Origin of the sequence: Nocardiopsis alkaliphila YIM 80379, assembly GCF_000341005.1 — a bacterium.
Taxonomy (GTDB): Bacteria; Actinomycetota; Actinomycetes; order Streptosporangiales; family Streptosporangiaceae; genus Nocardiopsis; species Nocardiopsis alkaliphila.
This window is the reverse complement of record NZ_ANBD01000008.1, coordinates 1-12,197: the sequence shown is the minus strand read 5'-3', so window position 1 is coordinate 12,197 and position 12,197 is coordinate 1. Positions and strand designations below refer to the sequence as shown.

Here is a 12,197-nt window from a genome sequence, read left to right as displayed (position 1 = left end):
TCCGGGGCCCGCCGTCGCGAATGGGTCGGCTTCGGCGACGACGCCGACGCGCCGATCGGTTCCTGAGGGGAACCCCACCCGGGAATCTTTTCCCGGCCCCAGGCGTCTCCTCTTCGACCAAGAACCACATACTTTTCGTACATCCAACGCGCCACGGCGCAGGGAGAGGAACAGTGGACCCGTCTCGAAGTACCAACAGCATCCCCCGTGGATGCTGTGACTCCGACTCCGACGAGCCCCCTTCTTGGAAGGGTGCGCACCTTCGTAAGTACCCTGTCACCAGGCGGAACCAGGCGGTGCGTGCCCGATGAGCACCGTCCTCGGTATCGTCTTCGGGGCATTGGTGGTCTTCTTGATCACCGTGGCGACCGGCTACTTCGTCGCCCAGGAATTCGGCTACATGGCCGTGGACCGTTCACGCCTGAAGGCGCGGGCCGCGGCCGGTGACAACGGCGCCCAACGGGCCCTGAACATCACCAATCGCACCTCGTTCATGCTCTCCGGTGCCCAACTGGGCATCACCGTCACCACGCTTCTGGTCGGTTACGTGGCCGAACCGATGATCGGTGCCGGTGTCGGGGAACTGCTCGGTGGAGCCGGTGTACCCGCCGGCACCGGTCTGGCCATCGGTACCGTTCTGGCCCTGCTCTTCTCCACCATCGTCCAGATGGTGTTCGGGGAGCTCTTCGCCAAGAACCTGGCCATCGCCCGACCCGAACCGGTCGCTCGCCGGCTGGCACTGTCCACGGGTATCTACCTGAAGATCTTCGGCCCCGTGATCTGGTTGTTCGACCAGGCCTCCATCGGGTTGCTCAAACTCGTGCGCATCACTCCGGTCGAGGACGTCCAACACGCGGCCACGCCCCGCGACCTGGAGCGCATCATCGCCGAGTCTCGCCAGAGCGGCGACCTGCCCGCCGAGGTGTCCACCCTGCTCGACCGCACCCTGGACTTTCCCGAGCGCACCGCCGGACACGCGATGATCCCGCGTCCGGAGGTGACCACGGTGGAGGAGGGCGACCCGGTCAGCCGCGTGGTGGAACTCATGGCCTCGGGTCACTCCCGTTTCCCCGTCCTGGGTCAGGGCGTGGACGACATCGTCGGTGTGATCTGCCTGCGCGACGTACTCGCCCTGGGCGATCGCGACCTATCGGGCATAAGGGTGAGCCAGGTGGCCCGGCCCACCGTCATGGTTCCGGTCTCCCTGCCTCTGCCAGGGGTCATCGACCAACTCCGTGAAGCCGACGAGGAGTTCGCGTGCGTGGTCGACGAGTACGGCGGCCTGGCCGGCGTCGTCACCATCGAGGACCTGGCCGAGGAGCTGGTCGGTGAGATCGCCGATGAGCACACCCCCGAGGAGGACTCCCCCGCCCCCTTGGGTGGTGAGAACGGCTATCTGGTCCCCGGTGCCCTGCACATCGACGAGGTCGAACGTCTCATCGGGTACGACCTGCCCCAGGGCGACTACGAGACCCTGGGCGGTCTGGTCATCCACGAGTTGCCCCGGCTGCCGCGGGTGGGCGATCGGATCGAACTGCTCCTGCCCCGACCGTCCAGCGCCCATGAGGGCGACCCCGACATGGCGCTGATACTGACCGTGAACGCCGTCCAGCGGCACGTGCCGCACACGGTCGAGGTCAGGTTGCGCGAAGTCGCCGACGAGGAGCTGAGGAAGGTGCGGGCATGAGTGACATGAACGTGTGGTTGGCGTTGGTGCTGACCGTGGTGTTCATCGCGTTGAGCGCCTTCTTCGTGGCCATCGAGTTCGCCCTGGTGGCGGCCCGCCGCTACCGCTTGGAGGAGGCCGCCCACACCAGCGTCTCGGCACGGGCCGCGCTCAAGAGCGCCCGTGACCTGTCGCTACTGTTGGCCGGCTCCCAATTGGGTATCACCCTGGCCACCCTGGCCTTGGGTGCGATCTCCAAACCGGCCTTCCACCAGTTGTTGGAGCCGCTCTTCGGTGGTCTGCCCGACGGGATCGCCTACGCGCTCTCGTTCACCTTCTCCTTGATCATCGTGACCTTCCTTCACCTGGTCGTGGGTGAGATGGCCCCCAAGTCCTGGGCGATCTCGCACCCGGAGAAGTCGGCGACCCTGCTGGCCATCCCCATGCGGGCGTTCATGTGGGTGACCCGTCCGGTGATCGTCATGCTCAACAACATGGCCAACCGGGTCCTGCACCGCTTCGGTGTGGAGGCCGTGGACGAGCTGATCAGCGGACACAACCCCGAGGACGTGCGCGAGTTGGTGGAGCATTCGGCCAAGGCCGGTGCCCTGGATCCCGAACGTCGCGACCAGCTGGCCACCGCTTTGGAGGTCAACTCCCAGCCCATCAGTGAACACATCACCGCGCGCGAGGAGATCGCCTGGGTGGGACCCGACGCCGGAGTGGAGGAGATCAAGCGGGTCTCCCGCGAGTCCACCCACCTGCGTCTGGTCGTGATGGAACACGACGAGCCGGTGGGAGTGGTGCACGTACGTGAGGCCCTGACCGGGCAGGCCCAGACCACCGCGGCGGACCTGATGCGTCCGGTGCTGACCCTGGACCCGGCCACACCGATGTACGCGGCCATGGGCATCATGCGGGAGAGCCGCAACCATCTGGCCCTGGTCGAGGACGAGGGGAACCTGGTGGGTCTGGTCACCTTGCAGGACATCTTGGACCGACTGCTGCTGCTGGACACCGCCGTCTGATCCCTAGGGGACGGCTTTTGTGGGGAGGGCTTCGAAGCCCTCCCCGTCTCATGTCCGGACCCTTCCGCCCCTGGTCAGCCGGGGTCTTCACCCCTCCCCTCCCAGAACCCAAAAGCGAGCGTGCGGAAGAATCTTCCTCACGCCCTTTTTCATGCGCGCACCGAGCGACGAAGATCACGGAAAAAAATCTTCCTTCTTTTTGGACTTCTCCGAGTGATCGTTCTTTCAAGGCCTGCAAAAGCTCGCAAAGGCAAGCGAAGTCGAAACTCCCACCGCCGCCAGTGACTAAAGTCCCGATCCTTGACATACAGGCCCTAATAGGCTGAGGGCGAACCTTACCTCATCTCTGTACACAGGCCACTTACGATTGCTAGGTTCACACCATGACTGAGCCGCGGGACATCCGCGTCATCGAGCAGAAGAAGCTCCTGGTCAGCGTTCGCAAGGCTGCGCAAATTCTGGATGTGTCCGAACGCGTGGTCTACGATCTCTGCTATTCCAGAGAACTGGAGTCGGTAAAGATCGGACCGAAGAAATGGATTCGAAGAATTACGTGCGAGTCGCTGAACCTGTACGTCGAGAAAGCAAGACGCGAATCCCTCATTCACGAAGAAAGCAGTACGGATAATCATTGAAGGGTGATCCCTTGAACTCACTCACCGTGACCGAACGCCCCCTTCCACTGCCACGCCGCCGAAAGGGCCCCGCGTTTCCCATCGAACCGCTCATCCCGGGCCCTCGGCGGATGATCGCCTGCGCCCGCGACATGGCGGAGGTACTCGAGCGCGATCCCGCCCTATGGCCGGGCCTGACCACCTGCGTCACCGACACCGATGGCCAGAGCATCGTGCACTACGCCGCCGCCCGCAACAGTGATCACGCCTCTTGCTTCTTCGGACCCGACGGTGTGGTCGCCCGTTGGAAGGCCGAGCTCGACGAGCCCAAGGAATCACGGCGTGAGCGAAACCAAGGACGCGAACGCGTGGTGACCCTGCGTGGCGCACACTCCGGTTACCCGGTAACGGTGCTGTTCACCGTTCTCGAAGGTTCCTGATCCCACGACCACCCATGCAAGAGGACTTCACCGTATCCATGATCAATAACCGTCTCCTTTACAGTGACGCCAACACCATCCCCTGGCCGCTCAATCACCATGCCTACATCTACGCCTGCGCCGACCGACTCCGTAAGGAAATCCCTCGTTCACCTCAGGTGTGTTTTCCTCAGAGTCAACTACAACACCAGGACATCCGAAGCGCGTTGATCCGTTTGCAGGGCACCGAGCGCGATGATCTGCTGCTGACCTGGGACGAAAGGCACGGCTGGTTCCACGTGGAGCAGGCCGCCCGCCGACCCCTGGTTCTGGGCGCCGAGCCCCTGTTGGACCCTGAGGCCTTCACCCACGCGGCGACCACCCTGCTGCGCCCGGGCATCCGACAGATGGTGATGGTCATGGACCGCTCACGCACCACCGCGCACCCGGTCGACCTGGTTTTCGAGCGACGCCTGGCGGCCTTCCGCGCCCTGTGACACCTCGCGGTGCCCGAGCACGACGGCGGGGCCGCACACGACATGTGCACGGCCCCGCCGGGGACGCTCGCTCAGGCGGTCTTGGCGACCAGGTCGACCCGGATGTTGCCGCGCGTGGCACGGGAGTAGGGGCACACCTGGTGGGCGGCCGCCACGAGCTCGTCGGCCTCCTGCTGCGACAGACCCGGCAGGGTCACGGTCAGCGCCACCACCAGGTCCAGGGCCTCGTCCTTGCCCAGGGTCACCTCGGAGTCGATGGTGGAGCCCTCCACCTTGGTCTTGTTCTGCGCGGCCCCCTTCTTCAGGGCGCCGTGGAAGCAGGCGGCGTAGCCGATGGCGAAGAGCTGCTCGGGGTTGGTGCCCGGGCCGTCGTCACCGCCCACCCCCTTGGGCACGGACAGGTCCACCGACAAACGACCGTCGTCGGTCTTGCCAGTGCCCTTGCGACCCTCACCGGTGACGGTGGCGTTGGCGGTGTACAACTTCTGAAAAGCCATGGTTACCCTCCCTTGGGGCCAGGCCTCGTGCCGGGCCCCGGATCGGTGTGGTTCGGTTCCCGTTCGGTACCGGTCACCGAACGGGTGAGACGGTCCAACAGCACGCGCAGGTCCTTGACCCCCTCCGGCGGAAGGTCGGTGGCGCACAGGACCCGATGGGGGATCTCCTCGGCTCGCTCGCGCAGCCGCTCCCCCTCCTCGGTGACGCCCACGTGCACGATGCGCTCGTCCTCGGGCCCGCGGGTGCGGGTCACCAGCCCCGCCCCTTCCATTCGACGCAGCAGGGGCGAGAGCGTACCGGTGTCCAGACTCAGCGATAGCCCCAGCTCCTTGACGGGCAAGGTGCCCCGTTCCCACAGCACCAACATCACCAGGTACTGCGGATAGGTCAGGCCCAGATCGGTCAGGATCTCCCGATAGAACCCGGTCAGGGCCCGGGAAGCGGTGTAGAGGGCGAAGCAGAGCTGATTGTCCAAGGCGAGGGGGTCCCCCTCGTCGGTATCGGCCATCTCCCCTCCCTCACGCTCACGTGGTCGTCAACGACACCGTAACAAAAAATAAGTTGGACACAATACTATTGCGCACGTCTTTTTGAGGCGTGTCGAACCCCGAGCTCGTGCCCTGCGGCACGGCCACGGGGTCCTCGCTCACCGGCTAGAGGAACTCCACCCCTTGGGCCAAGGGCAACTCACCCCCGTAGTTGACCGTGTTGGTGGCCCGCCGCATGTACGCCTTCCACGAGTCCGAACCCGATTCGCGCCCCCCACCGGTGTCCTTCTCACCTCCGAAGGCACCACCGATCTCGGCCCCCGAGGTACCGATGTTGACGTTGACGATCCCGCAGTCCGACCCGGCCGCGGACAAGAACCTCTCGGCCTCGGCCTGATCCTGGGTGAAGATCGCCGAGGACAGACCCTGGGGTACCCCGTTGTGCAACTCCACCGCCTCCTCCAAGGTCCGATAGGAGAGCACGTACAGGATCGGCGCGAACGTCTCCTCCTGGACCACCTCGCTCTGGGAGGGCATACGCACCACCGCCGGCTCCACGTAGAAAGCCTCCTCGGCCTCCTTCTCCAACCGGCGCCCACCGCCCACGAGCACCTGTCCCCCGTCGGCGCGGGCCCGCTCCAACGCACCACGCATCGCCTCGTGGCCACGCTCGCCCACCAAAGGGCCCACCAGCGTCGACCCCTCGAAGGGGTCACCCACCCGTTCCTTCAACCGACCGTAGGCGTCCACCACACGCTCGCACACCTGATCCACCACGTCCTCGTGCACGATCAACCGGCGCAGGGTCGTGCACCGCTGCCCGGCCGTGCCCGCCGCCGCGAACACGCTGCCGCGCACCACCAGGTTCAGATCGGCCGAAGGGGTCACCACCGCGGCGTTGTTACCACCCAGTTCCAGCAGGTAACGCCCCATTCGGGCCGCCACCTTCGGCGCCACCGCCCGGCCCATCGCCGTGGAGCCGGTCGCCGACACCAACGCCACCCGGGCCTCGTCCACCAAGACGCCGCCGACCTCGGCGCCGCCCAACACCACCCGGTGCACGTCGGCCGGCGCCCCCACGTCGGCGGCCGCGCGCATCAACAACCCGTGGCAGCCCAAGGCGGTCAACGACGTCAGCTCCGAGGGCTTCCACACCACGGTGTCACCGCACACCAAGGCCACACACGTGTTCCACGACCACACCGCCACGGGGAAGTTGAACGCGGTGATCACACCCACCACGCCCAACGGGTGCCAGGTCTCCATCAATCGATGCCCGGGCCGTTCCGAGGGCATGGTCCGCCCGTACAGCTGGCGCGACAGACCCACGGCGAAGTCACAGATGTCGATCATCTCCTGCACCTCGCCCAGTGCCTCGGAGCGGATCTTGCCCGCCTCGATGGTCACCAGATCGGCCAGGTCCTCCTTGTGCTCGCGCAACAGCTCACCCAGACGGTGCACCAGACGCCCTCGTTCGGGTGCGGGCGTGTCCCGCCAGGTGGAGGTGAAGGCGTGCGAGGCCGCGCTCACGGCCTCCTCGGCGCTGGCGGGGGTATCGAACTCCACCGGGAACAGGTCCTGGCCGGTGATCGGAGTGCGAGCCCGCCCGGGTGCCCCGACGGGTTCGGGCAGGTGGGTCGCACCGCACCGTTCCAGAGCGGTCCGCGCACGGTCGACGAGAACCCGGGTGTCGGGAAGTGCACCATTCGGCATAGGTGTTTCTCTCCATTGAGAGGGACGAGGGTCGATTCACCACTGTGCCAAGTCCGGGCCCCACAATCCAGCCCCGGCGTCAAGGATCGATCGCCCCCAGGGCCTTTCAGGCTCGTTCCCCACCGAGGGGCGTTAGACTCGGCGGACCCACCCCCTCCCTCGATTCAGACAAGCCGGCCCCGTGCACCACGACACCACCCCCGAAGAGAACCGCGCCCGACTCCCCCTCCCTCGGAGCCTTCTGGCCCGATCCGGGTTCGCGGCCACCGACCCCCTCTTGGCCGCCGACCTGCGCGAGGCCACCACCTTCGAACGGGCCCGGCGGGTGGTCGCCTCCCACGCCTTCCACCTGTGGACCGAAGCCACCCGCACACCCGCCGGCCCCATGGACGATCGCCCCCTGTACTGGACCCGCCTGATGCTGTCGGCGCGGCTGCGCACCTGGAGGCCCACCTTCGACCTGAGCCAGGTCCAACGCACCGAACTCCTGCACCTGTGGGAGAAGACCTCACGCGGCCTGACCGACCCCGACTTCCCTCCGGGAGAGAAATGGCTGCGCGTGGTGGTCACCGGCTTCGACCCCTTCCACCTGGATCAGGACCTGGGATGTTCCAACCCCTCGGGGGCCGCCGCCCTGGCCCTGCACGGTTGGACCTTCCCCGTGGGCGAGCGCACCGCCGTGGTGCGTTCGGCGTTGTTCCCGGTGCGCTGGGACGACTTCACCCACGGCATGGTCGAAGAGGCCCTCACCCCCAGACACAGGGTCGCCGACGCCGTCATCACCCTCAGCCGAGGCCGGCCCGACCGCTTCGACCTGGAGGTCCACAACGGTGCCTGGCGCGGTGGGGGCATCGACAACCTGGGGGCGAGCCGCACCGGCCCCATTCCCCTGCCCGAAGGGCCCGGCCCTCAGTGGACTCGCACCTCCCTGCCGGTGGAACACATCGTCCGCACCGTGGGAGGGGAGTTCACGGTGGTGGCCAACACCGAGGTCACCGAAATCCCCGCCGGTGAGGGCGAACCGGTGACGCGCCCCCAGGGTCCCGGAGCGGGGTCGAGCGCTCGATCCGGTGGCGGCGGGGACTACCTGTCCAATGAGATCGCCTACCGCAACACGCTCCTGCGTGATCGCACCGGTTCGGGGGCGCTCTCGGGCCACGTGCACCTGCCCAAGACCTCCCGGCCCCACGAGCACACGCCGGTCCTGGAGCGAACACGCGCCATCGTGGCCGCCGCGCTGAACGGATAGACCTTCCGAGAGTGGACTCGACACGCCCGGACGCGGGTCGGGCCGTCGAGTCCCACCTTCGACGCGACCAAAGGCATTTGGTCACCCTGAGCATTGGCCTCGTCGCTCTCTGATTAACTTTTGGGTGTCCACTTTCGATAAGGTCCCCCCGTGTCTGACACCTCTCTGCGACGAAACATCACTGTCAGTGTCGTTCTGGGTCTGCTCCTGCTTCCCGGATGCCAGGCGGTGGACACCGCCCTGACCGATACCGAAGCCATCGGATTCGCCTCGGTGGCCCTACCCGAGCAACACACGCGCACCGTGTCGGTAGAGGCCGAACACAGTACGGTCAGCTACCGCTATCCGGTCCTGGGCCAAGCGCATCCCCTCACCATCCACACGCGCACCGCCATGGCCCAACGCCAGACCGCGTTCTTGGAGGAGTCCCCCGGCGGGAGCGATCCCAAGCTGACGCAGGACGTCGAACTCTTGGGTTCCTCCGAACACGTCACCGGTCTGCGCCTGAAGGTGCACGACTCCACGGCCGAACAGACCGACTCCTCCAGCACCCTGTGGTACGACGCCCACACCGATCAGGTCCTGCCCTGGACCTCCCTGTTCAAGAACGAACAGGCGCTCGGCCAGGCCCACCTGGACCTGGCCGAGGTCCTTCGCAGCGAATACGACCTGACCGCCGAAGAACTTCCCGGCCTGCTCGGTGAGATCGCCGCCCGAGCCGAAGCTCCTGAATCCGGGCAAGGAGAGGCCGCCGCCTCCCCCACACCCGAGCAGAAGATCGAAGCCGACTCCGCGGAAACCGTCCTCAACGGTCCCGACACCGACGTCATCCAGGACACCGACGATCTCGACGAGACCGTCGACCTCGACGAAACCGAACGACTCTGGAAGAACGCCGAATCCTGGGACGATTCCCCTCTGGCCGATCTGGCCTTCAGCACCGCCGGAGGCCTCGCCGTACGCATGGCCCCCGAGCACATCCCCGACGCCGAGCCCGGGGACGAGATCCTGGTGCCCATCGCCCCAGAGGTCATCGAACCGCACCTGTCCGAACTCGGCCACCAGGCACGGGACGCGGCCGTGGACAGCCACGACTCACCCGAACCCCTGATCGTGGACCCCGACGTCACCGACCCGGGGGTCACCCTGGAGTGCCAACGCCTCAAGTGCGTGGCGCTCACCTTCGACGACGGCCCCGGCGAACACACCGACGAACTCCTGGACCACCTGGCCGAGTACGACGCCAAGGCCACCTTCTACGTCCTGGGCTCCCTGGTGAAGGAGTTCCCCGAGATCGTGGAACGCACCGCCACCGAGGGCCACGAGGTCGCCAACCACACCTGGGCCCACGCCGACCTGACCGGTCTGTCCGCCGAGGGGGTTCGCAAGGACCTCGAACGTACCGACAAGGCCATCGAGCAGGTCACCGGCCGCCTCCCGGTCACCATGCGCCCACCCTACGGTTCACTCAACGACACCGTGCGCGAGGCCAGTCCTCACCCGCTCGTCCTGTGGGACGTGGACACCATGGACTGGCGAAACCGTGACACCAAGGCCATCACCCGCCACGCCCTGAAGGAATCCAAGCCCGGCAGCGTGGTGCTCTTCCACGACATCCACAAGACCAGCGTCGACGCCCTCCCCGAGATCCTGGAAGGGCTGCACCGGCAGGGCTACCACTTCGTGACGGTCGAGGAGATGTTCGGCCTGCAGGGCCTGCCCGCCGGCGAAATCCTCACCGACGCCCGGATCGACTAAAGGTCGATTCGGGCAATGGGATCCCCATTACCCACGGAGCCGGACCTGGACCACCACATCGCCGCATCCATGGGCGGATCCGGATTCCATTCCCGACCGAGTACAAGGAGTCCTTACTCACTCCGTAGGCCCTGAAGTGGATCTTTCTTTGCCCTCAGGCGCACCTTGACATACATTCCAACGCGTGAACGTTACCTCTTTGATGCACAAGATCGCCGTGGGCGGGCTCTTGACCACCACCGGCCTGCTCACCCTGACCGCGGCGCCGGCCGCCGCCGACGTCCGCCAGGCACCCGACTGCGCCGAGGTCGAATGCGTGGCGCTGACCTTCGACGACGGCCCCGGCGAACACACCGACGAGCTGTTGGACATGCTCGACGAGCACGACGCCAAGGCCACCTTCTACGTCCTAGGCTCCAAGATCGACGCCTACACCGACGTGGTCCGGCGCATGGTCGACCAGGACCATGAGGTGGGCAACCACACCTGGGACCACGCCGACCTGGCCACCCTGTCGGCCGACCAGATCAAGGACGACCTCAAACGCACCGACCAGGCCATCGAGAGGGCCACCGGCCAGGTACCGGCCACCATGCGCCCGCCCTACGGTTCACTCGACGACACCGCGCGCGGCGCCATCGACAAACCCATGCTGCTCTGGGACGTGGACACCCTCGACTGGCAGCACCGGGACCCCGCCAAGACCGTGGACATCACCACTCGGGAAACCGGCCAGGGCAGCGTCGTACTCTTCCACGACATCCACAAGACCAGCGTCGAGGCCATCCCCGAGGTCTTGGACCGCCTCTCCGATGAAGGCTATGAGTTCGTCACCGTCAGCGAGATGATGGGATCGGACATGGTGGGCGGCACCGCCTACAGCGACGCCCGCTCCATGGACTGAAGCGCATCGGGGTAACGCACACCGGCCCGAACACGCCCATCCTGCGTGTTCGGGCCGCCCCTGCCCTCACAGCATCCTGCGCAGCACCTTCTCCTTGAACTGCGTGATCGGCGCATAGGCCAACCGCATCGTGTCCAAGGCCAAGGACTTGTCCAACACCGACTTGACGTGCGAGAACGTGTCGATCGATGCCTGCGCGTGGTAGGCGCCCATACCGCTCTCCCCCACCCCGCCGAAGGGCAGGTCCGGCACGGCCAGGTGGGCGATCGGCAACCCGAAGCCCACCCCGCCCGAGGAGGTCTCGGTGAGCAGACGCCGTTTGGTCACCTGCGAGTCCGTGAAGGCGTACAACGCCAACGGCTTGTCCCGCTCGTTGACGAACGCGATCGCGGCGTCCAGGTCCGGCACCGAGACCACCGGCAGGATCGGACCGAAGATCTCCTCGGCCATCACCGGGCTGGAGGGGTCCACGTTCCCCAGCACCGTGGGCGCCATGTACAGGTCTTCACGATCCACACGCCCGCCGGCGACCACCTCACCGCTGTCCAGCAGGGCGCTCAGCCGCTCCAGGTGACGCTCGTTGACGATGCGCCCATAGTCCGGGCTGGCCTTGGGGTCGGCCCCGAACATCTCGGTGATCGCCGCCGCCAGCTCACGCTGCAACTCCGCCGCGCTCGCTCCGATGGCCAACACGTAGTCGGGCGCCACACACGTCTGCCCGGCGTTGGTGAACTTGCCCCAGGCCAACCGGCGCGCGGTCGTGGCCATGTCCACCCCCGGTTCCACCACCGCCGGGCTCTTACCGCCCAGCTCCAGGGTCACCGGCGTCAGGTGCTTGACCGCGGCCGCCATCACGATGCGCGCCACCGCCCCGTTGCCGGTGTAGAAGATGTGGTCGAAACGCTCCTCCAACAGGGTGGTGCTCTCGGCCACCCCGCCCTCGACCACGGCCACCGCCTCACCGTCCAGGTAGCGCGGCAACGACTCGGCCAACGCGCTCGAGGTGGCCGGTGACAGTTCACTGGGCTTGAGCACCGCGGCGTTGCCCGCGGCCAGCGCGCCCACCAACGGCGCCAGCGTCAGGTTGATGGGGTAGTTCCACGGGCTGATGATCAGCACCACGCCGAGCGGCTCGCGCACCCACCGGGCCTTGGCCGGGGCCATCGCCATGGGCACCGTCACCCGCTTGGGTCTGAGCCAGGAGGCCAGGTGCTTGAGCGTGTGGTCGATCTCGTTGATCACGTAACCGATCTCGGTGGTGTGCGCCTCCAGCGCGGGTTTGCCCAGGTCGTCCTGGAGCGCCTTCTCCAGGGTGGGTCGCTCCTCGACGAGCAGCCGGCGCAGGGCCCGCAGTTGGGCGCGT

12 protein-coding genes are annotated in these 12,197 nt (G+C 66.6%); 8 read left to right on the top strand and 4 right to left on the bottom strand.

Annotation, left to right across the window (positions count from 1 at the left end; all coding sequences use genetic code 11):
- Positions 1 to 307 precede the first annotated feature (307 nt).
- The 5 genes from D472_RS0101045 (at position 308) to D472_RS0101030 (ending at position 4,224) form a co-directional block, all read left to right on the top strand.
- Positions 308 to 1,687, top strand: a complete 1,380-nt coding sequence (locus tag D472_RS0101045; RefSeq protein ID WP_017602644.1) for a hemolysin family protein — start codon at positions 308 to 310, stop codon at positions 1,685 to 1,687.
- Positions 1,684 to 2,694: a hemolysin family protein gene (locus D472_RS0101040; RefSeq protein WP_017602643.1), complete on the top strand. Its 1,011-nt coding sequence runs from the start codon at positions 1,684 to 1,686 to the stop codon at positions 2,692 to 2,694. The genes D472_RS0101045 and D472_RS0101040 overlap by 4 nt, the downstream gene beginning before the upstream one ends.
- A 383-nt stretch (positions 2,695 to 3,077) precedes the next feature.
- A complete protein-coding gene (locus D472_RS24495) occupies positions 3,078 to 3,329 on the top strand; it encodes a helix-turn-helix domain-containing protein (RefSeq protein ID WP_033302876.1) in 252 nt (83 codons plus the stop codon).
- An 11-nt stretch (positions 3,330 to 3,340) separates the two neighbouring features.
- The gene (locus D472_RS0101035; protein WP_152447862.1) at positions 3,341 to 3,748 is read left to right on the top strand and encodes a hypothetical protein; all 408 of its coding nucleotides are present in this window, start codon (positions 3,341 to 3,343) and stop codon (positions 3,746 to 3,748) included.
- Positions 3,749 to 3,786: 38 nt separating this feature from the next.
- A complete protein-coding gene (locus D472_RS0101030; protein WP_033302881.1) occupies positions 3,787 to 4,224 on the top strand; it encodes a DUF6292 family protein in 438 nt (145 codons plus the stop codon).
- 71 nt (positions 4,225 to 4,295) lie between these two features.
- Here D472_RS0101030 and D472_RS0101025 read toward each other — a convergent pair whose 3' ends face one another.
- The 3 genes from D472_RS0101025 to amaB form a co-directional block, all read right to left on the bottom strand.
- On the bottom strand, positions 4,296 to 4,721 hold the full coding sequence (locus D472_RS0101025) for an organic hydroperoxide resistance protein (RefSeq protein WP_017602640.1): 426 nt from the start codon (positions 4,719 to 4,721) through the stop codon (positions 4,296 to 4,298).
- Positions 4,722 to 4,723: 2 nt separating this feature from the next.
- Positions 4,724 to 5,230, bottom strand: a complete 507-nt coding sequence (locus D472_RS0101020; protein WP_017602639.1) for a MarR family winged helix-turn-helix transcriptional regulator — start codon at positions 5,228 to 5,230, stop codon at positions 4,724 to 4,726.
- A gap of 145 nt (positions 5,231 to 5,375) precedes the next feature.
- Positions 5,376 to 6,923, bottom strand: coding sequence for an L-piperidine-6-carboxylate dehydrogenase (amaB, locus tag D472_RS0101015; protein ID WP_017602638.1), 1,548 nt, complete (start codon positions 6,921 to 6,923; stop codon positions 5,376 to 5,378).
- A gap of 181 nt (positions 6,924 to 7,104) precedes the next feature.
- Here amaB and D472_RS0101010 point away from each other — a divergent pair, with 181 nt between their 5' ends.
- From D472_RS0101010 to D472_RS0101000, 3 genes are all read left to right on the top strand, one after another.
- Positions 7,105 to 8,172, top strand: coding sequence for a hypothetical protein (locus D472_RS0101010; protein WP_017602637.1), 1,068 nt, complete (start codon positions 7,105 to 7,107; stop codon positions 8,170 to 8,172).
- Positions 8,173 to 8,322: 150 nt separating this feature from the next.
- Positions 8,323 to 9,930, top strand: a complete 1,608-nt coding sequence (locus D472_RS0101005; protein WP_017602636.1) for a polysaccharide deacetylase family protein — start codon at positions 8,323 to 8,325, stop codon at positions 9,928 to 9,930.
- 202 nt (positions 9,931 to 10,132) lie between these two features.
- Complete coding sequence (locus D472_RS0101000; RefSeq protein WP_017602635.1) at positions 10,133 to 10,834, top strand: polysaccharide deacetylase family protein; 702 nt, start codon at positions 10,133 to 10,135, stop codon at positions 10,832 to 10,834.
- A gap of 66 nt (positions 10,835 to 10,900) precedes the next feature.
- Here the strand turns inward: D472_RS0101000 and D472_RS0100995 are convergent.
- A partial coding sequence (locus D472_RS0100995) for an aldehyde dehydrogenase family protein (protein ID WP_017602634.1) occupies positions 10,901 to 12,197 on the bottom strand: 1,297 nt, incomplete at its 5' end.

Excerpts from the sequence above, each read along its gene's own strand:
- D472_RS0101045 (WP_017602644.1), top strand. The coding sequence starts at position 308 with ATGAGCACCGTCCTCGGTATCGTCTTCGGGGCATTGGTGGTCTTCTTG.
- D472_RS0101030 (WP_033302881.1), top strand. The coding sequence starts at position 3,787 with ATGATCAATAACCGTCTCCTTTACAGTGACGCCAACACCATCCCCTGG.
- D472_RS0101020 (WP_017602639.1), bottom strand. The coding sequence starts at position 5,230 with ATGGCCGATACCGACGAGGGGGACCCCCTCGCCTTGGACAATCAGCTC.
- D472_RS24495 (WP_033302876.1), top strand. The coding sequence starts at position 3,078 with ATGACTGAGCCGCGGGACATCCGCGTCATCGAGCAGAAGAAGCTCCTG.
- D472_RS0101000 (WP_017602635.1), top strand. The coding sequence starts at position 10,133 with ATGCACAAGATCGCCGTGGGCGGGCTCTTGACCACCACCGGCCTGCTC.
- D472_RS0101040 (WP_017602643.1), top strand. The coding sequence starts at position 1,684 with ATGAGTGACATGAACGTGTGGTTGGCGTTGGTGCTGACCGTGGTGTTC.
- amaB (WP_017602638.1), bottom strand. The coding sequence starts at position 6,923 with ATGCCGAATGGTGCACTTCCCGACACCCGGGTTCTCGTCGACCGTGCG.
- D472_RS0101025 (WP_017602640.1), bottom strand. The coding sequence starts at position 4,721 with ATGGCTTTTCAGAAGTTGTACACCGCCAACGCCACCGTCACCGGTGAG.